We start from the raw sequence: 20,484 nt of genomic DNA, 5'->3' as shown, positions 1-20,484 counted from the left end.
GTTACGCGTGGCTGGCGTTAAGGCGGAAGCCCACGCCATAGACAGTTTCGATCAGGTCGGCTGGTGCGCCCGCTTGGTTGAGTTTGGCTCGGATGTTTTTCACATGGGTTTTCACGCTTTCATCCCCCGGCACATCCGCCCAGGCCCAGGCGGCTTCAATCAATTGGTCTTTGGAGCAGGTTCGGCCTCCGGCCTTCAGCAGTGCCTCGAGCAGCGCGTGTTCCTTGGGCGTTAATCGCAGGTCTTGGCTGCCGAAGTTGGCGGTGCGGCCATCGAGGCTGAGTGTGAGTCCGCCCCAGCACCAGTTCTCTTGCAGCGGGCGTGAGGCGCGGCGTAGCAGCGCCTGGATGCGCGCCTTGAGCAGTGCGGGCTCGAACGGCTTCACCAGATAGTCGTCAGCGCCCTGGTCCAATCCGAGAACGTTGTCGTCGAGGCTGTCGCGAGCCGTGAGCATCAGCACCAGGGGCTGATTGCCCGGGAGGCGCCTGAGCCGGCGGCACACCTCGAGCCCATCGAGGCCTGGCAGGTTGAGATCGAGCAGCACGAGGTCAAACGGGCTGGCTTCCAGCAACGCCAACGCTTCCAGGCCATTGCCCGTGGCTTCAGCCACCAGACCCCAGTGCTGCAGGAGTTCAGCCACCGCGTCACGGATGACGGGATCGTCTTCCACGATCAACACCTTCATGCCAAAGGCAGGCCCCGTGCAGGCTTCATGCTCCCTGCATCGTGCGGCCCTGGCTGTGAAGAAGTCGTGAAGCCCATGGCGGGGTTACGCCCAGGCCACCAGGGCGGCACCGAGGGCCATGAACACCACCCCAATCCAGGCTTTAAGCCCCAGCGGTTCCGCCAGCAGCAGCCAGGCCAGAAGCGCCACGAGCACCACACTCAACTTGTCGAGGGCGGCCACCGCTGCCACAGGCCCAAGCTGCAGGGCGCGGTTGTAGCAGAACCAGGAGAGTCCGGTGGCTACACCGGAGAGCACCAGGGTGAATAAGCCCAGGCGGGGCAGCGCCAGCAGCGGAGCCCAGCGCAGTTGTCCGCTGCTGGCGAGCACCAGGGTGAAGGCAACGCCAACAACCAGGGTTCGCACCCATGTGGCCAGACCCGCCTCGATGCCTTGAACACCAAGCTTGGTGAGCAGGGCGGTGAAGGCGGCAAACACTGCCGCAGCGGCGGCCCAGAGCTGCCAGGTCTGCACAGAGGTCACGCTTGTGATGGGTGGTTTGAGGCTATGGGGCCTGTGGGTTGCCGTTGGCTGGCGTCAGAGGATGTCGTTGCTGTCCCAGTCCATCCGGATCAACAGATCCATGGCTTGGCGTTGGATTTCAATTTGTTGGAGCAGCAGGTGTGCTGCGCGTTTGGCTTCCTCAAGCGAGGTGATCGCATCGATTTCGCGCCTCACCAGCTCGGTGCTGAAGGCGCGCCCCAGTTGTTGATCCATGGGTTTGCCCGCTGCGGCAGAGCATGGCGAGTGCCTCGGAGACATGCCCGCAATCTCAAGAGTTGATTTCGATTTCTCGGGCTGAGCTCACCAACCTCCCTGTTTGAGGGTGCTGCTTTTGTATCCTTTTGGAGAGGAGAGCTGATTTGATGAACCTGGTTCTTCTGCGTGATCGTGATTGGCTCTCCACCGATCTTGTGCTTTTGCAGGATCATCGCGCCGATCATCTTCGTCATCTTCTGAATGTTCAGTTGGGTGATCGGGTTCGAGTTGGGCAGATTGGCGGCCTGCGGGGTGAGGGTGTGGTGGTGGAGATCACGACCACTGCAGTGCAGCTCAAGGTTGACCTGCATCAACCGCCGCCGCCACGGCATCGCTACGACGTGGTTTTAGCCCTGCCTCGGCCGAAGATGTTGCGCCGCATTCTGCGCACGGTTGCTGAATTCGGTGTGGCTCACGTGCACCTGATCAACACCGCACGGGTGGAGAAGAGCTATTGGCAAAGCCCGCTGCTACGGCCAGACAAGATCGAAGAAGCGCTGTTGGCTGGGATGGAGCGGTCCAGCGACACGGTGGCACCCTTGATTCATGTTCACAAGCGATTTCGTCCCTTTGTGGAAGACGAGCTGGTGCCGCTTTGCGCCGGCAGACCCTGCTGGATCGCCCACATGGGCGGCGCCCGATCCCTGGCTGACGTGCCTCCGGTGCCCGCCGTGGTGATGATCGGTCCAGAAGGAGGTTTTGTTCCGTTTGAGGTGGCGTTGGCCGAGCAGGTGATCGCCCAACGGGTTCACCTGGGTGATCGCGTCTTGAGTGTGGATACAGCCCTGCCAACGGCCTTGGCGCAAGCCCTTGCCCCGTCTGCCTGCCTTGATGCATTGCGTTAGTCGTCGAGCCACACCTTCTCCACGATGCAGCTGCCGTTCTGCACCATCAGCTTCACCTCGTCTCCTGCTCGCCTGGCCTCGTAGACCGAGGCATGGGCGCTGGTGGTATCCAATTCAACCCGGGAGTATCCCAGGCTCTGGAGTCGGCCGCTGCAGGGGCCAGGACGATGGGGAGACGCTGGGGCCGGCAGCGTGAACGCGGCGATGGCGAGTCCGCCCAGGCTGCTGATGAGCGCTCGATGGGTCATCGTTTCGAACCGGTCGCTCTCTTCAAATTGAGCTTTAGACAGGCAGCAGGGGAAAAGCCGTGAAGATGATGAGATGTGGGATGCGCCTGAAGCCAATGCTGCCAAGGCGTCACCCAATGCTTGCAAATAGATTTGCATGGCGGCCGACTCTTGGCTTCACGAGTTCTCCCCAAGTGCTTGCTTACGGTTAAGAACGTGAAGCAGGAGTTCCCTCATGTCTCGTGATGATCGCGATCGCGGTGACGACCGTGATGATGCCCTGAAGATCCGCACCCGAGGTTCTCGTGTGGTGAAGGTGAAGGAGTGGGACGACGGTCGCTGGAAGCGGGAGGACATCGACCGCAATGAGCGCTACTACCTCCAAGATGACCTTCTTGTGCACAAGGAGCGCAACAGAACCCGCTACTACGAAGACACGAACGGTGATGGGATTTGGCGTCGCACGAGCAAGCCTGGATCTAGCAGTCTGACTGCCGATGTGAACAGCGATCCGGTGATTGCAGGTGGTCTGCCTGCTGCATCATCCCGAAGCGACGACTCCTGGGATCGCGATGACGCCCATCGCTTTGATTGGGTCAACGGCCGGGTAACCAACCTTCAGGAGTTCGATGATAGCCGCTGGACAAGCGAGCGGATCGACTCCAACGAAACCTGGACGTTTGATGGCATGAGCCTGATCAAGACCGAGCGTGAGCGCTATGGGAGTGAAATCAGCACCTTCACGGATCCTGATGGGGATGGAATCTTCACGAAGATCAGCGAGATTTATGCCGCTGTATAGCTGCTGCGGCGCTGGTTGAGACCCTCCGGGACGGCATGTCCTTGGCCGATTCGTGGAGATCTTCCCCGGCGCCGCCACAGCTCAGTCCGAGGTCTGCCTCATCCAGGAGATGGCCAGCTCTTGGGCTTCTGCAGCGCCGGGTGCAATCCAGAAGGCCAGATGCGAGCCGCCTGGGATGGTGTGAAGCCTGGAGTGTTGGATTTGCTGATGAGCCCATTGGGCGTCATCGGCTGGAACGTCAGCGTCAGCATCGCCGTGAATGATCAGTGTTGGGCAGCGAATCGCATCCAGTTGAAGCTTCGTGATCGCTGCCAGTTTGCTGAGGTCATTCCTGAGTCCCTGCTGACGCTGCTTGAACTGCTCAGTCATGGTGCGCATCATCATGTGCACGAATGACAATTTCTCGGGATCCTGCACAACCTCCTGCACGCGCTCAGCGAGAGCGTCTTCCCTGAGTGTGCTTTCTGTCGTTAGAAGCCCCTTAACGACAGAGGCTGGGAAGTGACGGCCCATCCAATCCATCAACCACAACCCAGGTTGGCTCAGAAAAATGGCTTCCTCTAACACTGATAATTGCTCTTCCTTGCTGTACGTCTGGGTCACACCATCAATGACCACGAGTGCCTGTACGCGTTTTGAATGGCGCTGAGCAAGCAGGTAGGCCACAGGCCCTCCTGCAGAAGCGCCCACAACGGGCAAGGAGTCGAAGCCCAAAGCATCCATCAGAGAGGCCAGCAGGTTGGCTTGATCGTTAAAGCTCATGCCGCTTTCAAGCGGTGTTCCGAGATAGCCCGGGCGCGAGACCGAAATCACGTGAAAGCTGGCCCTTACAAATGGCATGGCAAGCACCAGGCCCTGGTCACAGCCGCCAGGACCTCCATGGATGGTTAGAAGAGGTGCTCCTTCACCCATGCAGGCAATTTCAATCGGCCCTGCTTTTGTTTCGATCCGCTCGCGCTTTGCCTTGAAGCACGCCTCAAGAGGCCAAGCCTGTGCATCAGTGGCAGCCTTCGAAGACATGTCCGCCATGGTGTCTCTTGAGCCCGAGGCTTTGACGCTAGGGGGGGCTTTGTTGTTGTGGCTCATTGGGGACAAGGCTTAATGGATCTATCTCCTCGAGAGATGCCCGGCGAAATACCAAGCTGCCGACCAAAATCAGTCCATGACACAGCCGCAACCTGAGCTGACCTCAGGCGATTGGCGCCACATCTGCGACGCCCTCTACTAACTCGGCCGTGATCTGCGCCACCGCTCCTTCTCCGTGACGCTGGTGGATTCGTCACCCGTGGCGTGAGGTCGCCGTTGGTCGGGTCGGGTCGTGAGGTCGGGGCTCCAGACTTCGCTGCTAGAACCCCACGGCTACTGCAGGGCTACGCAAGCCAATGCAGGGAACTCCCGTGCAAATCGAGCTGCCCCACTGGAGGGGGCTGCACGAAATCTGCACGGAGGGGTGGTGCTCGGTCTGTGAGAAGTCAATCGGGGCGACAGGATTCGAACCTGCGACCTAGTGCTCCCAAAGCAGATCGTGGGTTGAGTCCAGAACTGCGATCTCAGTCACTGCAATGGTTTTGGCGGAGGCTGTCATGGCCTGTCTGGCCCGAATTGGCTAGTTTTGAGCGGGATTTGAGCGGAAGTCTTCGGTGCCAGAAGTCAGACGGCAACAGGCCTGGGAGGTTCTCTTCCGTGAGGAGGTGAGCGGAATTGCCACCGGCTGGACCGTGCGTGAAGACTATGGAAAGGTGCGACTGACGGTCAGGCGCCGTGGCGAGACCCCGGAGAGCATCACGCTCCCGTTTGCCTGGGACCGCGCTACCCGCGGCGACGCTTACACGCGCATCCGCAACATCTATGTCCACTGGAGCGACGGGCACACCCTCCGCGCGGCTGCGGAGCTGGCTGACGGCAAGTCGCCGAGCACCGTTCTGAACTGGTGCCAGGCGGCAGCCGGTTTTCAGGAGCAGAAGCGCAACCACGGGAACCACATCAAGGAGGCCACCTGGAACCACGCCTATGAGCCGGTGGTTTCGATGGCCGTTGAGCTCCTCAACGGGCGTAAGCCCCCAGGGAACCCGGCCGATCTTCTGGATGCCTGCATCCGCGACTGGGCACCGGGCAGTCGGATGCGCCAGATCCGTGCACAGTCCCTTGCCCAGTTCCTGAACCACTGCGTTCAGCGGGAACGCTTTCCCGACCTGTGGCTCCCACCGGCGGATCTGAAGCGTCATGTCGGCCGCAAGGACGCGACCGTGAACCGCATCCAAAAGGGTGATCCATTCACCACAGATCAACAGATCCTTGATCTCCTGGAGGCCCTGCCCACTGATGACGCTGGCAAGCGTTGGTGCGATGCCCTGAAGCTGCTGGCGGAACTCGGGCTGCGACCGATCGAGTTGCTTCACCTGTCGGTTCGAATGGACGGCGCAACGGGAGAGGCTTACTGGTGGTGCAGCTACCAGAAACGATCAGGCGGCGGAGATACCGCTGCGCGTCGGGTGTTCCCTTTGCCCCTCGATGGCATGGGGGGCCTGAGCGACTGGCAGCTTCTGAGTCGTTGGCAGGAAGGGGAGATCGAGCTTCCTCCGCTCCGAAGCGGCAACGGTGCCGGTGACTCGTTCGGGACCTACCTGAATCGCCAGTCTGCCTGGGCGCAGGTTCGTGACGCCGCAAGCCTGGAAGGTCGCAGGCTTGTTCCTTACAGCTTCCGGCACACCTACAGCCTGCGCGGCCACCGCCGCGGGATTGATGCAGGCGCGATGGCCCACAGCATGGGCCATTCGCTTGAGGTTCATTTGCGCAGTTACCCGTGGGCTTCGGCGAGCAATACAGCGGCCGCTTTTGCTCGTGCCAGTGCCGCGCTCTGAGAAATCAGAACTCCTCCTCCCAGAGCCCCATGCGCTCAAGCCAGGCATCGGATTGCTCAAAGCTCCAGCCGTGATCGCTCTCGAGCACGTCGGCGATGGCAAACATCAGATCAAAGGAGCGGCCGTCGTAACCACCGCGGGTGATGGCGGTGCGCTGCAGAGCGTTGGCGAGCTGGAGGAGTTCGAGCTCCGCCAACCAGTCGCCCTGCTCAAAGGCCGCGAGGGCATGGTCTTGCTGGTAAGGAGGGAGCTCGGCGGTTGGACAGGTCAGCGCCGCGGAAGAAGCTGAGGCGGCAGCGGGCCTGAACCAGCTGACTATTGGCAGCAGGGAGGGCAGAAAGGGCAGACAGAAACGGAAGAAGGCGAGCAAAAGGAATCGCGTGAGGCCCTGAAGGGTTCCGACGTCACTCCATCGCTGCTAGTACTGGTGTACGCATGAAGGAGTGTGATGGCGCTATCTCGAACCAGGGCAAACCGCTCGGGGACGCCTGCGGCGCAGGGCGACTGCGAGGCCTGGTCGTATCTCGATCTGGGCGTGCTGCGTCCGAGCCGTAGCCGCAAGGTCTGCATGACCTGCCACTGGTTCAGGCATCACGCTGGGCCGGAGTGCATCCCCGTGCTCACCTGCCAGCTGCACCAGGGCTTGATTGCCCAGGGCGAGCACCTGATTCGCCGCTGCCAGGGCTGGACGGACGACATGGTGCGCCAACGGGGTTGGGCACCGGAGGTGGGCTGAGGCTGGGGCGGCGGTCCGTGCACGTCAGTCAGCGCAAAACCAAGATCCCGGCCTGTCCGGCCGAGGGCTGGCTGAGCGACGGCCAGCGGGTGTTGCACTTCAAGCCGGTGATTTGGGACCAGTGGCAGCAGGAGCTGGAGGTGACCAGTGGGGAATGGCTGACTGATCAGGAAGCGCCACTTCTCAAGCGGCGTCAACAGCTCAGCCGTGAGCAGGCCCTGGAGCTGTGGCGTCAACGCCGCGCTGAGGGCTGGGCACCATGTGCGCCGCAGTGGCAGCCGCCGCAACCACCGCGGATGGTGTTTCTGCGCTGAGAGGCCGCGCCAAACCAACCAATCTCGTCGCCCTTGGCGGCCAAGGCAATGCGTGTAAATCCCGATTGCACAAGCCCTCGTGGAGTGGCGATGCTGCAGCCATCAACCAAGGAGGCGCCCGGATGGACGACACGCCACCCCGCTACCTGCCAGAAGCACGCTGACTGCAGGCCCCTGCTCCAACAGTCTTCACCCAACCGTGGGCAGGTCGTCAGTTCGGACACTGACTAGGGACGTCTGAACCGTCGACACTCCGCATGCACCGCCACAGGTGCCCCAGGAGAACCAATCGCTCACACCTAGAACGTTCGGCCCCAGGTGCCAACGCCAGCAGCTTCGATCACCACTTGCCATTGGAATGTTGATTAACCCTTGACCCTCGTGCGCTGCTCGGGGGTTTTTGGTGTGCGCGCCTGGTTGGGCTCAGCCGTTCTGCTCCCCCGGTTCGGGGTTCACCAAGGCCAGGCGGCAGCCGGGGTAGAGCTCTTGGCCGTTCTCCAGCGCCTCCTCCTTGCTGTTGGCTTCGATCTGGATGGTGCTGGTGCCGGCTTCGGTGTCGACGATCAGTTCGTAGAGGAGCCCCATGGCCAGTGAACGGCTGCCTCTGTCGTAGCGACGGTTGGCTGTGGCGAGGAGGTGCGGCGACGGTTCACAGCAAAAAGCCCCGGGCCATGACCCAGGGCTCTTGATCGCGTGATCCGTGTTGTGGCGCGTCAGCCCTTCCCAGCCCGCACCTCCCAGAACGCAGCCCCCACGGAGTAGCTGGCTAGGCCGCTCTGCTGCTCGTAGCTCTGGCGTGCCTTGAGCTGGCACTCGATCTCTTTGCAGTCGATCGAATAGCTCCACTGCTTGCGGCCGGGGCGCCGGTTGAGCACCAGGTCGGGGGTGATCTGATAACCATTCCCGTCTTTGCCGGCGGGCAGGAGTGTGAGCAGATCGCCGCGTAGGTGCGCCAGACGCAGCTGTTCGTTCAGTTCTTTCTGCTCGCTGGCGAGGAGCTCCTGCTGTTGCTTCACCTCGAGCAGCCGAGAGACGCAGGTGGTGATGGCGTCAGCGGTGAAACGCGGATCCTCTGTGCCTGAGCTGGCTGGGAGAACTCCGGCATTCGCCAGAAGCAGCAGGGCTTCTGGTGATCCAGGGGTGGGTTCGCCAAGGGCGGTGGGATTGGTGGTGGTGAGGGTTGTGGTCATACGCGTCGCAGTTGTGTGTGGAGTGGGTGGGATCTGAATCGCAAGGGCGCCTCACATGGTCATTGCCTGGATCTGGTTGAGGGCTTCGATGAGTTCGGACCGGCGCAGGCGCTCGATCGCGGCGGGCAGGGAGGTGCGATCGATCGGGTAGCTGCGCAGCAGTGAGCGCAGTTCCACAACGGAGAGCTCATCCCACAGGGGGCTGAGGTTGGGAACGCAGCGTGGTGAACGGGTTTCCTCTCCAGTGGTGCCCTGCTCCTCCATCCAGGGCTCTGCTGCCGGAATGGCGGCTTGGCTGATGGGGAACTGGCTTGCCAGTTGGCTCACCAGTTGGGAGAGGCCGGTGATCGCCTGGAGCAGGGCGGCTTGGATCTCAGCGCTCTGCTTGGCGCTGCAGCTGGAAGTGGAGATGCACATCAGACGACAACCTGATAAACGACAGAAGGGGTGTGGAGTTTGCGCTCGCTCTTGGGGCAGTAGGCCTCCCATTCGGCGGCAAAGGGATAGGGCTCGATGCCGGTCACGTCCTGCAGGTCGACCTTCACGCCATCAATGGCGCCCGTGCCTTTCGCACCGGTCACGATGTGGACGTTCTGGGCGGCCTTGCTGCAGAAGTTCAGTCCCGCCTCGGAGTACGCGTTGCTGCCCACCAGCGAGGCATTGCGCGCGTGGTAGTCGCCGATGGCGCTGGCGTGCAGGTGGCCGAACAGCGTGTAGTCCACTGTGATGCCTTGGGCGGCGTACTTGCCGGCGATTTCCTGCACGGACTTCTGCACGTTCGCGCCGATCTGGTGGCCGTGCAGGCACAGGAACGTCCGCCCCATTACCTCAAACAACAGCTCATTCGCCCGGAAGCCGCAGAAGGCGATGCCATCGGTGCCGGCAAAGCCGCGCTTGAGGATCTCGTAGATCATCAGGTCGTAGCTGTCGGTGGCGAGTTCATCGCTCCAGCCGAGCTCTTTGTTCACGCGGCTTTCATTGCCGGTGATTCCGTACACCTCGACCTGGAACTGCTCGCGTAGATCGAGCAGAAACGCCCGCAGGATGTCCGCCGCCAGGAGTGTGGCCTTGGAGCGGTTGGTGCTGTTGCTGAGCAACTCGTCGAGACGGCGATCGCTGTTGAGGAAATCCCCCAAACAGGCAACGACCACCTTGCGGGCGCCGTAGCTCTTGCCCAGCTGCTTTACACGCTGAGCCAGCTTGGCCAGGCGCTGCGCCGCGACGGTGAAGTCGTAGCGGTTGGAGGGGAGTTCAACGCGCTCGTTGAAGTGCAAGTCACTGAGCTGCACGATCAACACGGACTCACCGCCCTCCGGGATGCGGGAGAGCTGGACGCCCTGAGTGAATCCCCGCTCATCCAGGAGAGAACACAGTTCGCGGGTGTAGGCAGCCACGGCGTTTTCCACGCGGGCGTGCTCGCGAAAGGCCTTGCGTTCGATCCGGTTGGTGTCGGCCTGGGCCTGACGGGCCTTGGCCAGACGCACGTTGAACCGCAGCAGTTCGCGGTCTTGTTCGTTATTTGTAACCGGTTGATGTCCACTGCCAGGGAGATGACGGGATGGTTGGTGGCGGTGTTTGGCTGAACCCATAAGCAAGGGCGACTAACGAGAGGCTATGGGGGACGTCTGTAAAAACCGGCTGAATGCCTTGCAGCTCAATCGCGCTGGAGTTCATGCAGCGGAATTGGACGTTGTCCGCAGGCGCGGCGGCACTCCAGCCAACGCTCAAGCGGCACCTGGAGCTGATCGGCGATCTGCTGATCACTGAGGCCCTGAGCCACCGATCGACGGGCCTTGATCCACAGCTCCCGCAGCCGGTGGCTGATGCGCAACGAAAAACCGGTGTCGCGCATGTAATGCAGCAACTCGCCCTTCACCTTGGGGACGAGATAGCTGGATGGGCGATGCCCAAGCTCTGGATCAAAGCCGATTGCGCCCTTGCACAGACCCTCATAAGCAGGGCCGAGCAGGTCATCAACCGACATCGACCAGCGTCGAGCAAAGCGGTGCGCCTGTTGATGCGCCAGGCCCAGATGTTGACAGGCAAAGGCTCGCTGTTCACTGGTCATCGGCCGGCGCAGACAGCGTCGTGGCATGGAGAAAATGGCAGGGACTGGAGGCTATGGAGGTCCGTCTGGATTTCTGTCACTGCAGTCGATTGGCTGGCCTGAATCGGTTGCATCAACGTCCCACGCACCACTGCCCCGAGCGGTGTGGGCCCGCACACCTGCACCACCAGAGCCAACACGCCGCCGATGGCGGCCCCGCGCAACACAACAGGCATGAACAGCTCGCAACTCCCCAAGGGTTCCGAGGGGGGCGTGGCCCCCTTTTGGGTGGGATTGGGGCTTCGCTGGAGGGTGTGGCACTGGAAGAAAGGCTGAGGGAATGGCGCGCTTGAGCCACACCCCGTTCCGTGAAATCGCCCATCGCGACTTGATGTCGCCAACTGATCGCCCACACTCATCCCACATCTGTGACGCGCTGATCCCACACCTGTGGGGTAGGTGAGCCCACAGCTGTGGGCGGTGCAAACCGCGGCCTCAAAGCCAGAACCGGTGCAGTGATTCCTCGCTGCCATGACCACAAAGGTTCTGCTCACCCACCACCACCGCGATGCCCTGGAGAACGCCGCCGATCGCGGCTTCTGGATGCCGCTTCCCCTTGAGGCCGAGCAACTCAAGGACGTGATGTATCTCACCTCGCTCAGCTACGGCGAAACCACGCTCAAGCAGCTGGTGGAGGTGGCCAGCTTTGAGCCCTGGCGTGAGGCCGATGGCCTCGAGCGCTGGTTGCCGTTCCTCGGCCAACGGCTCGATCTCCCCAAGCCGCTGCCCCTTGGTGATCGCGGCCTGCTCGCCGGTTGGTTGCCCCGTCAGCGTGAGGCAGTGCAAATCATCGAGCTCGATGCCCTGCTTGCGGCTGAACGACTCAGCGATGTGTTGCCCGGCTCTGGCGCTTGCTGCCACCTCCCGCGGCGGCTCTCCCTTTCGGCCGTGGCGTGCGCAGCTGAGAGGCGAGATCTTGCTGCTTGAGCACCCCATGCTCCAGGCCCCAGATCAGCAAGGCGCTTCTACCGGAGGCGCCTGTTTTGTCGTAGAGGTCGCAGAACACCTTGCGCACCGAATCAGCCCGCATCACCAGTTGTGCGCCGATCTCGCGGCTACTGCGGCCGCCCGCCACCATCCGCACGATGCGCTCCTCTTTGAGGGTCAGCCCGACGCCTTCACTGGCGGGCGTGACATCAGCAAACAGCTGCCGCAGGCGATCGGAGAGGTGAGGGTCTTCGTAGCGGCCGTTGCGCAGGAGAACGGCAATGCACTGCAAGAGGCGGCCACTGCCGCAGCGCTCACGGCAGCTGAGGCCATCGGGGCGCAGACGCCAGAGGTGCACCAGGCGTGAGGCGGCGACGTCTGCGTCGAGGCAGAGGAGAAAGCGACAGCGTTCTGCACCATGGCGCTCGCGCATTTGTGCGATCAATTCCACGGCCCCGCCATCGGCGCCGTCGTCATCACAGAGCACCAGCAACTTGCCGTCGCTGGGCAGGGCCAACGCCAAGCATTCGGCTGTGGAATGGGAGGTGAACCGCAACGCCGGTAAGAGCAACGCTGCGGTGTCCACAAAGCGTTGATGACTGGAGCAAACCACCAGAGTCCAGCCCTCCAGAAGGTGCTCAATCGTCTGCTGCAACGTCTGGATCTGGCAGCGCAAGTCGTCCGGGGTCATCACCCTTCGCCGATCACCCCGCTGTAGCAACACAACCACGAGTTGCACCACAGCAGCAAAATCCCCAGGGGTGACTTACCCCTGGGGGTTGTTCTCCGCGCATTCTCCGGTGGTGAATCAGCGGGTGAACTCGTGTTTGCGCTCTTCTGCGGCATGGCGCAGTTTGGCGAGAGCGCGCTCCTCCATCTCTTCGATTTGCTCCTGCTTGAGGCCGCCCATGGACCTGCGCATCTGGCAGGGGCTCAGGGGCGGGCGGCGCAGGTAGCGATTGCGGATCAGCCGCTGCTCTTGTTCGTCCAGCTGTTGCACCAGCTCACCCACCATGCGGAACTCGCGCTTGTTCTGATCCTCCAGCTGCTGCTGAGCCTCGCGGTAGAGGGACGCTTGATCCACGAGGCTGAGCTCTGTGCGTTCCTCGTTGCTCTGCTCCCCCGCATCCAGCGAGTCAGCGCGGGTCAACTGCCACTGGTCGAACAGCTCGTTGAACTTCTCCAGGCTGAGTGGTTGACGATCCACTTTCAGCTGCGAGGCCACCCAGGTCAGGGATGGTGGTTCACCGGTGCGCAGCGTGTGCTGTCCGATCAACCGCTCAGCCTTCATCATCGCAGCGGCACGATCGGCCGGGAAGCGGATCGAGCGCATGCAGCGCTGCTGATAGTCGTTGAGACCTCGTTGCACCCAGAAGGTGGCGTAGGTGGAGAAGCGATAACCCCTCGCGGGATCGAATTTCTCGGCAGCCCGCACCAGGTTGAAAGCGGCTTCCTGCAGGGCATCGACGGTGCCTTCCTCACGGGCTGGCAAGGAGGCGCTGTTGCATTGGCGCTGCCAAGTGTGAGCCACCAGGCGCAGGTTGTGATTCACCAGCTGGTCACGGGCGCGCAGGGCACTGCGACGCACGGGCTTGGGTGCGTGGCTTGGACCAGCGGGGTGTTGCTGCCAGCGCTGCACGCGGCGGGAGAGCTCCAGAACAGCGCGTTCGCACAGCGGTTGACGGCTGGAGCTGTGATCGATCCAGGTTCTGACGGCTGAGCCAGGCGCGGAAGGACGGTGGGTCATGGGGAGGGGCGCAACTGCGTGGAGCATTCCCCGTGGTTTCACCCTTGCGCCGTTCGCTGGAGTTGGGTTATGGCGATGGCAAGCAGCCCAGGAGACGTTGCGGGCGCCAGAGTGGATGCACTGGCCAGGCGGTGATGAACGAGCTGCTCTTTCTGGTAGAGGAAGCCGACGACGGTTCTTTCCGCGCTCAGGCGGTCGGGGAGGCCATCCATACCGAGGCCGACACGCTGGAGGATCTCCGCCGTGAGATCCGCGATGCCGTGCAGTGTCATTTCGAGGAGGGGGCGACGCCGTCGCTTCTGCGCCTCCACCTCGTCAGGCAGGAACTGCTGGCTCTGTGAAACTGCCCAGTGATCTCAACGGGGTTGAGCTGGCCAGACGCCTGCAGCGCCTGGGTTACGCAGTGACGCGCCAGAGTGGCAGTCACATGCGGCTGACGCGCCAGGGACCGCATGGGCAGCAGCACATCACCATTCCTGCGCACAAGCCCTTACGGGTCGGCACGCTCCGTCAGATCCTGAAAGATGTGGCCAGCCAGTGCCTGATCGAACTCAGTGATCTGCTGGCTCAGCTGGAGGGTTGAGCGATGGAGCTGATCACCACCAACCCTCAGCAATGCGGCGGTCAGCCGTGCATCCGTGGGATGCGCATCCGTGTGGCTGACATCCTTGAGCTCGATGCCGCTGGCTTGAGCAGCGCCCAGATCCTGGCGGACGATCCGGATCTGGAGGCCGAGGACCTGGAGGCTGCCCTGCGCTACGCGGCCCATCGCCGCATGTGATCTGGCAGCGCAGCGCAGCGGACAACCCTGGGTGGAGATTCGACCCCGTTGATGCTCACCCAGGTGTGGCACCCGGTGCCTCACCCTGGAGTACCCCATGCCTCACCGGTGGAGCACTGGATGCCTCACGGGTGGAGCACCCCATGCCTCAGGGGTGGGGCACCCTGTGCCTCACATCTAAATATCTGAAAAGCTTTTTAGAAACAACAGCCCAAAGAACACAGCCGGCTCCCTGGATCGGGTGGATTCGGGATGCTCTGGCCAGCGCTGAGCCAGCCAAATCTGAGCACGTTCACCAGACGCCCCCCATAGCCTCTGGTGTGTCGCCAGGAGCTGGTTCTCCTGATCTGCCCCATGCGCTTCTACGCCACGCGCACAGAAGCGATCCAGAAGACCTACAGCGCGCTGCAGCTGCTCAATCAGCGCCGCAAAGGCTCATTGAATCCCAGCCGAGCGATTCGCGTGGCCACGCTCTATGGCCACCTGCAATGCAGAGCTGATCCCGGTGGTTGTGTGCAACTGGCCCTGCGGGAGCTGGCCACCGCCTGGCATCTACAGCCGCGTCTGTTGCGCGAGGACCTTGCGGATCTGCAAGCGATCGGCTGGCTCACCTACAGCGGCGATGCCTTTGGCACGCAGGTGCAGCTCCTGGAGGTTGTTGAGCCTCAGGCGCACAACCTGGAACTACTCCAGGGCACCAGAGAGCAGGCGGGGCAGACCAGCGCTGACGCTCCGTCTTCCGAGCAGGAGCTTGCACAGCTTCTCCCGTTGCAAGCAGAGCCAAGCGGGAGGGAACCCTCCCCGGAACCCTCCGTTGCGCCCGAGAGCACTCCCCCGCAAAGCAAGTTGATTGCACAGTTCGCTGCCATCTACAACCAACACAAACCGGGGTCTTGGCCGACTTACACACCCACAGGCACGGTGTTGGGCAGTCGCCTACGCCAGGCGATCCGTCACGCCGGTGGCGCAGAGGCGTTTGAGGCAGCACTGATTCAGGCACTTCGGGGGATGCCCGAGTTCTGGCGAACGGAGTACCCCATCGACCGCAACGGCTCCGACTGTGCTCGCGCTTTGCTCCAGGTGGATCGCGCCTCAGAAGGGCGGGGGGTGGAGCACTGGCACGTTTTTGCCTGGGGCGCTTACACCGGACGGCCCTCATGCGGCATCGGTGGGAACACTCCAGGAGTGGGCCATCACCGCCCGGCTGCCACCTACCACCCCGAACACCGCCGTGCCTGCGAACTACTCGCCTGGGACGGCCACCAGTGGACGGGGCGCGGTATGGAGGCCGCCTCACTCCCGGCAAGCGAACTGCAACGTCTGGCGGAAATCCTGGAGGCCGCCGGTTTCGGCAAACCCGGCACAGCCGCTGAACAGTTCGCCCAGGAGGCCAGGTGCTGAATCCAGGGTCCACACGTCCCATCGCTGTGTACGCCATGACCACCACCCCAAACGCCAACTCCGGAGCCGGCAACGCTGGAGCTGACCACAACGGCAACGAGGAGCTCAAGACCACCATCCCCGGCGCCTTTGACCCGGCGCTGATCCAACGGATGATCGACCAGGGGCTGTTCATCGAGACCGCCGCAGGCCTGATGGCGGCCGAGGTGCCGGAGGTTCCCGCGGATCACTCACTCGCCGAGCACGAAAAAAATCTGCTGGCGGCTGTGTTGGTTGGAACCGATGACCAACGCGAACGCTGGGGCCTTTTCCGCCGCGCCATCGGGCTGCGGTTTGACGAGGTGGTGCCGGGCTCGATCTGGACCCAACCGGGCCTCAGGGCCCTGGCACTGGAGATCGATGAGCTGTTCCGCGGCCGCCGCGACATCGATGTGCTCAACGCCTACGCGATCCGGGAGGACGTGCGCCAGCGAGCCCTGGACGGCCGTTTCCGCGGCTCGCTGCTGCAGATCGAAGAAGCTCTCTCGGAGGTGATCGCCTGGGGTGATGACGGGCTGATTCACCCCGAGCTGGACTTCAAAATTGCCTGCCGTCTTTTCCAGAGCGCTAAGGCCAGGGCTGTGTTTTATCCAGGGCTGCGCAAGCTCCTGGCGCGGGAGCAGATCGACTGCGGCATCGACGGCGAACTGGAGAGCTGCCGCCAACTGCTCAATGACGCCACTTCGATCACCGCAGGGCGTTATAGCCAGAGCTTCCAGGTCTGCAGGGCGAGCGATGCAGGCCGCAAATGTCTCACGCTGGCGTCGTTGCCCGCCGACCAACGCCCCAAGCCCATTTCGACGGGGATCCCCTCGCTGGACATCGACATGCGTGGTGGCGTGATCCCTGGGACCGGCGACAGCACTTGGGTGCTCGCAGCCCGTTCGGGCGTGGGCAAGACCACCGTGGGCATCGCCGCAGCGATGGGGCTGGCCTACAACGGCGCCTCAGTGTTGGTGCTTTCTTGCGAATTGAGCCGCCAGGCGATTGGTGCTCGCCTGTTTGCCAACTACTGCCGCAAGGCCAGCGGGGTGTTTTCCTCGCGCTACTCCGCCAATGAACTCGAGGGCCGCGGAGAGGTGATTGAGGGCCGCGATCTGGAGCGTCTCCAGCAACTTGAGGCTCAGTTCTCCGCCGGCATCGCCCCCAATGGCGAGCGCATGGGCGAGGTGCTGTACCAGAGCAAATTTGCGGCCACTGTTGAGGCGCTGGCCGCGCTGGTGGAGGACTGCAAGAGCGCCAACCCCAACCTCTCGGCGGTGTTCCTCGATCACTTTCACGCCATGGGGCCCACCCCCGGCTTTGGCAGCAACACCACTGCTGAACTGGCGGCCCGGGCCACGACGATCAAAGCGATTGCCGGCCGCTGTGAACTCGACATGTTCGTGGTGGCGCAGCTCAACCGCGGCGCCTACGGCAACCCCACCGGCCCTGATGTCTCCCATCTGGCGGGGACGTCTGAGCTGGAGCGTTATGCCTCAGCGGTGTGGCTGATCGATCGCCCCAAGCTTGATGAGTTCACACCGGCCCAGCCGGGATTGCTGGAGGTGCACCACGGCAAGTTCCGCCACGGCCAGATGGCCAGCGGCAACGAGCTGAGTAAAACCACCATCCGCCTGGACCGCAGCCACTGCTACCTGGAAGGCGATGAGGCTCGAAAGCTGTTCACCGGCAGCGACCTCTACCCCGGCGTGGAGTGCCTATGAGCAACGGCAAAGCCGGCGGCATGGCCGCCTCTCACCGGGTGGTTGCAGGTGCGGGCCGGCGCGCCCCAAGTGGGCACCCCACCGGACGCCCGGCTGGTCTGCTCACACCGGCGGTGTTGGAGAGCGTGCGTGAACGGGCCCAGATCACCGATCTCTTTGGGCCCGCTGAACTCAAGAAGACTGGCCGGGAGTTCGTGACCCGCTGCCCCTGGCACGACGATCGCCATCCCTCGCTATCCGTCAGCCCGACGCGCAACCGGGTGCACTGCTTTGTCTGCGGCAAGGGCACCGATGCCATCGGCTGGCTGCAGGACAGGCAGGGATTGAGCTTTCAGGAAGCGGTGCTCGAGCTGGCGCGCCGCACCGGCGTGAGTGTGGCTGAGGGTGACCCTGAGGCGCAGGCGCGTTTTGAGCAGGAGTGGCGAGAGCGCCGTCAGTTGATGGCTCAGCGCAGCGAGCAACGCCAGCAATTCCACCAGGCCCTATTGCAACAGCTGGAGCAGGGCGGCGCTGGCGCTGACTACCTCCGCTCCCGGGGCATCAGCCCCGAGATCGCTACCACCTGGCAGCTCGGGTTTGCCTCTGGCCGGCTGGTGATCCCCCTCAACGACGCCTCCGGCCAGACCGTGGGCTTCTGCGGCCGCGCCACTGGCAACCAAGAGCCCAAGTACCGCAACAGCACAGGAGACCTGCTCTTCCAACGCAATGGGTTGGTGTTCGGCCTGGATCAAGCCGCAGAGGCGATCCGTAAGCAAGGCACCGCGCTGTTGGTGGAAGGCCCGCTGGATGTAATCCAGCTTCACCAGGCGGGGTTCACCCATGCGGTGGCTTGCCTGGGCACGAGCGTGTCGGAGTTGCAGCTGCAGCTCCTCAGGCGCCAGGGGATGAAGCACCTGCTGATCGCCCTCGATGGCGACAGCGCAGGTCAGGCCGCCACCGAACGCCTGATTGAACAGTTGCAGTCGCAGTTGGTGGCTGGTGGTTTGAGTGCATCGGTAGTGCAATTGCCCGAGGGCCAGGACGCCGATGGCTTGATTCGCAGCCAGGGTCCAACCTCTGTTGAGGGCTTGATTGCCTCAGCCAGGCATTGGCTGGAGTGGCGCCTGGACCGGCTTCTGGCTCCGCTGGCCGCAGGCAGTGCTTCCCCATCACTGGAGACTCTCCAAGCGGTGGAGCAGGCCGGTCAGGCCCTGATTGAGCAGCTGCCCGATGGGGTGTTGCGCCACTCGGCGGAGCAGCGCTTGAACACGGCTCTCCAGGGCCAGTGCGACGCGCCGGCTTCAACCCAGGCCAAGGCCCCGGGCAACGCTGCGCTCATCGAGCCCTCCGCATCCACCGCTCGCCAGCGGGCCGAGCACCGCGCCCTGCGGCTCTTTCTGTATGCAGCAGAGTGCCGCGAACTGCTGCAGTGCATCGCGTTCAAGAACCCCGTCTGCCGAACCGCCATGGAGTGGCTGAGCAATCTGGCCTTGGTCACCGTTGACGGGGAGATCACAGCGATGGGATTGCAGCTGGCGGATCAGTTGCCTGGTGCCATTGGCGCTGCCATCGCTCAGGCCGCTGCCACCAGCCCTGATGTGATCGCCGTGTTGCAGCGAGATCCGCAGACGGAACTGCAGGCCCTGCTCGATGCTCTCGAGCCAATCTGAAAACAACCCGGGTCTCAACCCTCACCCTCGCCTGTTGTTGCTGGAATCCAGTCGATGCGTGGAGCACGCGGTCATGTCGTCAGGAGCAGCCTCCAGTCGATGGTGCGGGCCTCTTGTCAGGCAACATCGAAAACTGGAGCCATAGCCGCACTAGCTCTGACGCAGGCTCTCCGATCCGATGGCTACTCCGCCGGAGCTCCTGCGTTGGCGGTCAACGAACCGATCGCAGTGGTGAATGCCCATCTTCTTGCTGCTGGCTGGTCACCGCAGCCAGAGCAGGAGCCGCTGCCGTTTGAGCGAGAACGCGCCGGGTACAACCTGGTGAGCCTGAGCGCCCGCTCCGGAACGGGGATGGGCTTTAAGCTAGATGAACAAATAATCTTTATCCAAATCCGAGTGTCTACGCGTCGGGGCTCACCATCGTTGAATACGGTGAACTTCCGCTAGATGCACGATGGGGGCGGAATCGGTCGTCGCGATCCGAACGTACTTGCACCGGATGAAGTTGTCTTGACCCGTGTGGTATGCGCCCCGTGATTCCCAGTATGCACCCAGTGAATAATCCCCTGCGCCCTGGCCACTCTGCTGGTTCAATGCGCAAAAGTGCAATTAGAACATGCGACGGGATAGAAAATCTGGATTCACCCTTTACCGGCTTATTGTCAGTCTCGTAGTCGTGGTCATCTCGATCAGTCTCGGGATGGCTTATCAGTTGAGCCAGCGCCCTCGACTGACTCCACTAAGAAGCGCTGTCTCCAATGGATGAGGCTATACGGTGCTATTGGGAGCAGGTGGCTGACCAATGTTTTGATCGGGCGTACAATGCGGCTCTACAGGCAGTCTCTCAAAGAGCTACGGATGAGGCGCCGACTAATAGGCGTGCTCTAATTGAGGTCCTTCCGCATAGGCCGCGCAAGCCATTGCTCGTTGATGAGAGTCGTTTCTTGAGCTGATAGTTCTTGGTTCAAGATCGAAGTGAGAGTAATTTAATACTTCCCAGTGCAGCGCCGACGCTGCAACGATCAGATGATGGTTGTCGCTACGTCCGGTGCAGAAGATGAAGGCGTGGTGCACAGATGGTTGATTCCCAACTGAGCTCTGCACCACCGATCCGCAGAGACACTTCCTTCTTGCGGCGCTGATCCTGGCCGCCTGGCTTTAGTAGTCAACCTTCGCCCTGCAGCTATGGAGGAAAGTCCTGTACAGCGGCGCAGGCACCGGTGGGACTGCGGAATGTGCGCAAGGGGTATCGGATCCTTCGCTCCCAATGGCTGGCGAAGACCAACGAGGAACCGGATGTGCCTGCCATCGGAATCCGGGCTGAGTGGGCGCCTGTTGTGGAGCGGGAGTGAATGGACCAGCCTCAACGGCTGACAATCCAACATGTCTTTTGCACCATCGTGGTGTTGCAGGTTCACGACACGTGCTCGCAGGAAGTCTGGCTCTGCTGATCGGGCTGAGTGGTGCCCAGATCCAAGGGGTCTGTGCTCGATGGAGCAATCGCCGTATCACCGGACCCGAGGCCTATGGGATCCTTCAGCTCAAGCAGTTGCCTCCAGCGCCATACCCCGGCGCAACGCAGGCTGACCGTATGGATGCTGCCGTGGCGCAAGTATGCAGGTCTCGGCTACAGCTTCCGGGAACCTGAATTTTCAGCAAGCGCATGCCG

At 62.5% G+C, this 20,484-nt stretch carries 25 protein-coding genes; 12 read left to right on the top strand and 13 right to left on the bottom strand.

The genetic code is table 11. The features are described from left to right. Nucleotide 1 precedes the first annotated feature (1 nt). From KUL97_RS08495 to KUL97_RS08485, 3 genes are all read right to left on the bottom strand, one after another. A complete protein-coding gene (locus tag KUL97_RS08495; protein ID WP_217796549.1) occupies nucleotides 2-685 on the bottom strand; it encodes a response regulator transcription factor in 684 nt (227 codons plus the stop codon). A gap of 84 nt (nucleotides 686-769) precedes the next feature. Next, complete coding sequence (locus tag KUL97_RS08490) at nucleotides 770-1,207, bottom strand: EamA family transporter (RefSeq protein ID WP_217796548.1); 438 nt, start codon at nucleotides 1,205-1,207, stop codon at nucleotides 770-772. Nucleotides 1,208-1,261: 54 nt separating this feature from the next. Next, nucleotides 1,262-1,441: a hypothetical protein gene (locus KUL97_RS08485; RefSeq protein ID WP_217796547.1), complete on the bottom strand. Its 180-nt coding sequence runs from the start codon at nucleotides 1,439-1,441 to the stop codon at nucleotides 1,262-1,264. Between the two features lie 149 nt (nucleotides 1,442-1,590). On the opposite strand from KUL97_RS08485, the gene KUL97_RS08480 reads away from it, so the two are divergent. Continuing rightward, the gene (locus KUL97_RS08480; protein ID WP_217796546.1) at nucleotides 1,591-2,328 is read left to right on the top strand and encodes a 16S rRNA (uracil(1498)-N(3))-methyltransferase; all 738 of its coding nucleotides are present in this window, start codon (nucleotides 1,591-1,593) and stop codon (nucleotides 2,326-2,328) included. On the opposite strand, the gene KUL97_RS08475 is transcribed toward KUL97_RS08480, so the two are convergent. Continuing rightward, nucleotides 2,325-2,576 (bottom strand): hypothetical protein, encoded by a 252-nt coding sequence (locus KUL97_RS08475; protein ID WP_217796545.1) that lies wholly within the window; start codon nucleotides 2,574-2,576, stop codon nucleotides 2,325-2,327. The genes KUL97_RS08480 and KUL97_RS08475 overlap by 4 nt on opposite strands. Before the next feature lie 214 nt (nucleotides 2,577-2,790). Between KUL97_RS08475 and KUL97_RS08470 the strand changes: the two genes are divergently transcribed. Further along, a complete protein-coding gene (locus KUL97_RS08470; RefSeq protein ID WP_217796544.1) occupies nucleotides 2,791-3,357 on the top strand; it encodes a hypothetical protein in 567 nt (188 codons plus the stop codon). 81 nt (nucleotides 3,358-3,438) lie between these two features. Here KUL97_RS08470 and KUL97_RS08465 read toward each other — a convergent pair whose 3' ends face one another. Continuing rightward, the gene (locus KUL97_RS08465) at nucleotides 3,439-4,377 is read right to left on the bottom strand and encodes an alpha/beta fold hydrolase (RefSeq protein ID WP_217796543.1); all 939 of its coding nucleotides are present in this window, start codon (nucleotides 4,375-4,377) and stop codon (nucleotides 3,439-3,441) included. Between the two features lie 671 nt (nucleotides 4,378-5,048). Here KUL97_RS08465 and KUL97_RS08460 point away from each other — a divergent pair. Further along, nucleotides 5,049-6,218, top strand: a complete 1,170-nt coding sequence (locus tag KUL97_RS08460; protein ID WP_368656124.1) for a site-specific integrase — start codon at nucleotides 5,049-5,051, stop codon at nucleotides 6,216-6,218. 4 nt (nucleotides 6,219-6,222) lie between these two features. On the opposite strand, the gene KUL97_RS13750 is transcribed toward KUL97_RS08460, so the two are convergent. Then, nucleotides 6,223-6,414 (bottom strand): hypothetical protein, encoded by a 192-nt coding sequence (locus KUL97_RS13750; protein ID WP_254896365.1) that lies wholly within the window; start codon nucleotides 6,412-6,414, stop codon nucleotides 6,223-6,225. 252 nt (nucleotides 6,415-6,666) lie between these two features. Here KUL97_RS13750 and KUL97_RS08450 point away from each other — a divergent pair, with 252 nt between their 5' ends. Together KUL97_RS08450 and KUL97_RS08445 are read left to right on the top strand one after the other, a co-directional pair. Next, a complete protein-coding gene (locus tag KUL97_RS08450) occupies nucleotides 6,667-6,954 on the top strand; it encodes a galactose oxidase (RefSeq protein ID WP_217796540.1) in 288 nt (95 codons plus the stop codon). 17 nt (nucleotides 6,955-6,971) lie between these two features. Next, the gene (locus KUL97_RS08445) at nucleotides 6,972-7,268 is read left to right on the top strand and encodes a DUF1651 domain-containing protein (RefSeq protein WP_217796539.1); all 297 of its coding nucleotides are present in this window, start codon (nucleotides 6,972-6,974) and stop codon (nucleotides 7,266-7,268) included. Between the two features lie 423 nt (nucleotides 7,269-7,691). Here the strand turns inward: KUL97_RS08445 and KUL97_RS08440 are convergent, their stop codons facing one another. The 5 genes from KUL97_RS08440 to KUL97_RS08420 form a co-directional block, all read right to left on the bottom strand. Beyond that, a complete protein-coding gene (locus KUL97_RS08440) occupies nucleotides 7,692-7,853 on the bottom strand; it encodes a hypothetical protein (RefSeq protein ID WP_217796537.1) in 162 nt (53 codons plus the stop codon). Nucleotides 7,854-7,981: 128 nt separating this feature from the next. Beyond that, nucleotides 7,982-8,458: a hypothetical protein gene (locus KUL97_RS08435; protein ID WP_217796536.1), complete on the bottom strand. Its 477-nt coding sequence runs from the start codon at nucleotides 8,456-8,458 to the stop codon at nucleotides 7,982-7,984. Nucleotides 8,459-8,509: 51 nt separating this feature from the next. Continuing rightward, on the bottom strand, nucleotides 8,510-8,875 hold the full coding sequence (locus KUL97_RS08430) for a hypothetical protein (protein WP_254896364.1): 366 nt from the start codon (nucleotides 8,873-8,875) through the stop codon (nucleotides 8,510-8,512). Further along, the gene (locus tag KUL97_RS08425; RefSeq protein ID WP_217796535.1) at nucleotides 8,875-9,942 is read right to left on the bottom strand and encodes a hypothetical protein; all 1,068 of its coding nucleotides are present in this window, start codon (nucleotides 9,940-9,942) and stop codon (nucleotides 8,875-8,877) included. The genes KUL97_RS08430 and KUL97_RS08425 overlap by 1 nt, the downstream gene beginning before the upstream one ends. 170 nt (nucleotides 9,943-10,112) lie before the next feature. Further along, entirely contained in the window at nucleotides 10,113-10,553 is a 441-nt protein-coding gene (locus KUL97_RS08420) for a sigma factor (RefSeq protein WP_254896363.1), read from the bottom strand. A gap of 483 nt (nucleotides 10,554-11,036) precedes the next feature. Between KUL97_RS08420 and KUL97_RS08415 the strand changes: the two genes are divergently transcribed. After that, the gene (locus KUL97_RS08415; RefSeq protein WP_217796534.1) at nucleotides 11,037-11,492 is read left to right on the top strand and encodes a hypothetical protein; all 456 of its coding nucleotides are present in this window, start codon (nucleotides 11,037-11,039) and stop codon (nucleotides 11,490-11,492) included. Here KUL97_RS08415 and KUL97_RS08410 read toward each other — a convergent pair. After that, on the bottom strand, nucleotides 11,389-12,183 hold the full coding sequence (locus KUL97_RS08410; protein ID WP_217796533.1) for a DNA-binding response regulator: 795 nt from the start codon (nucleotides 12,181-12,183) through the stop codon (nucleotides 11,389-11,391). The genes KUL97_RS08415 and KUL97_RS08410 overlap by 104 nt on opposite strands. 117 nt (nucleotides 12,184-12,300) lie before the next feature. Next, nucleotides 12,301-13,239, bottom strand: a complete 939-nt coding sequence (locus KUL97_RS08405; RefSeq protein WP_217796532.1) for a sigma-70 family RNA polymerase sigma factor — start codon at nucleotides 13,237-13,239, stop codon at nucleotides 12,301-12,303. 134 nt (nucleotides 13,240-13,373) lie between these two features. On the opposite strand from KUL97_RS08405, the gene KUL97_RS08400 reads away from it, so the two are divergent. The 6 genes from KUL97_RS08400 (at nucleotide 13,374) to KUL97_RS08375 (ending at nucleotide 18,815) form a co-directional block, all read left to right on the top strand. Then, nucleotides 13,374-13,580 carry a 2-oxoisovalerate dehydrogenase gene (locus KUL97_RS08400; RefSeq protein ID WP_217796530.1) on the top strand — a complete coding sequence of 69 codons (207 nt, stop codon included), beginning with the start codon at nucleotides 13,374-13,376 and terminating at the stop codon, nucleotides 13,578-13,580. Beyond that, nucleotides 13,577-13,822, top strand: coding sequence for a type II toxin-antitoxin system HicA family toxin (locus tag KUL97_RS08395; RefSeq protein WP_217796529.1), 246 nt, complete (start codon nucleotides 13,577-13,579; stop codon nucleotides 13,820-13,822). Before KUL97_RS08400 ends, KUL97_RS08395 begins: the two co-directional genes overlap by 4 nt. 3 nt (nucleotides 13,823-13,825) lie before the next feature. Further along, a complete protein-coding gene (locus tag KUL97_RS08390) occupies nucleotides 13,826-14,020 on the top strand; it encodes a DUF433 domain-containing protein (RefSeq protein ID WP_217796527.1) in 195 nt (64 codons plus the stop codon). 354 nt (nucleotides 14,021-14,374) lie between these two features. Beyond that, a complete protein-coding gene (locus tag KUL97_RS08385; RefSeq protein WP_217796526.1) occupies nucleotides 14,375-15,421 on the top strand; it encodes a hypothetical protein in 1,047 nt (348 codons plus the stop codon). 35 nt (nucleotides 15,422-15,456) lie between these two features. Next, a complete protein-coding gene (locus KUL97_RS08380) occupies nucleotides 15,457-17,166 on the top strand; it encodes a DnaB-like helicase C-terminal domain-containing protein (protein WP_217796525.1) in 1,710 nt (569 codons plus the stop codon). After that, nucleotides 17,163-18,815 (top strand): DNA primase, encoded by a 1,653-nt coding sequence (locus KUL97_RS08375; protein ID WP_217796524.1) that lies wholly within the window; start codon nucleotides 17,163-17,165, stop codon nucleotides 18,813-18,815. The genes KUL97_RS08380 and KUL97_RS08375 overlap by 4 nt, the downstream gene beginning before the upstream one ends. The last annotated feature ends 1,669 nt before the right edge of the window (nucleotides 18,816-20,484 follow it).

The organism is Synechococcus sp. HK05, from assembly GCF_019104765.1.
Classification (GTDB): domain Bacteria; phylum Cyanobacteriota; class Cyanobacteriia; order PCC-6307; family Cyanobiaceae; genus Vulcanococcus.
The sequence above is the reverse complement of the archived record's forward strand: the minus strand, read 5'-3'. Positions and strand labels throughout refer to the sequence as shown.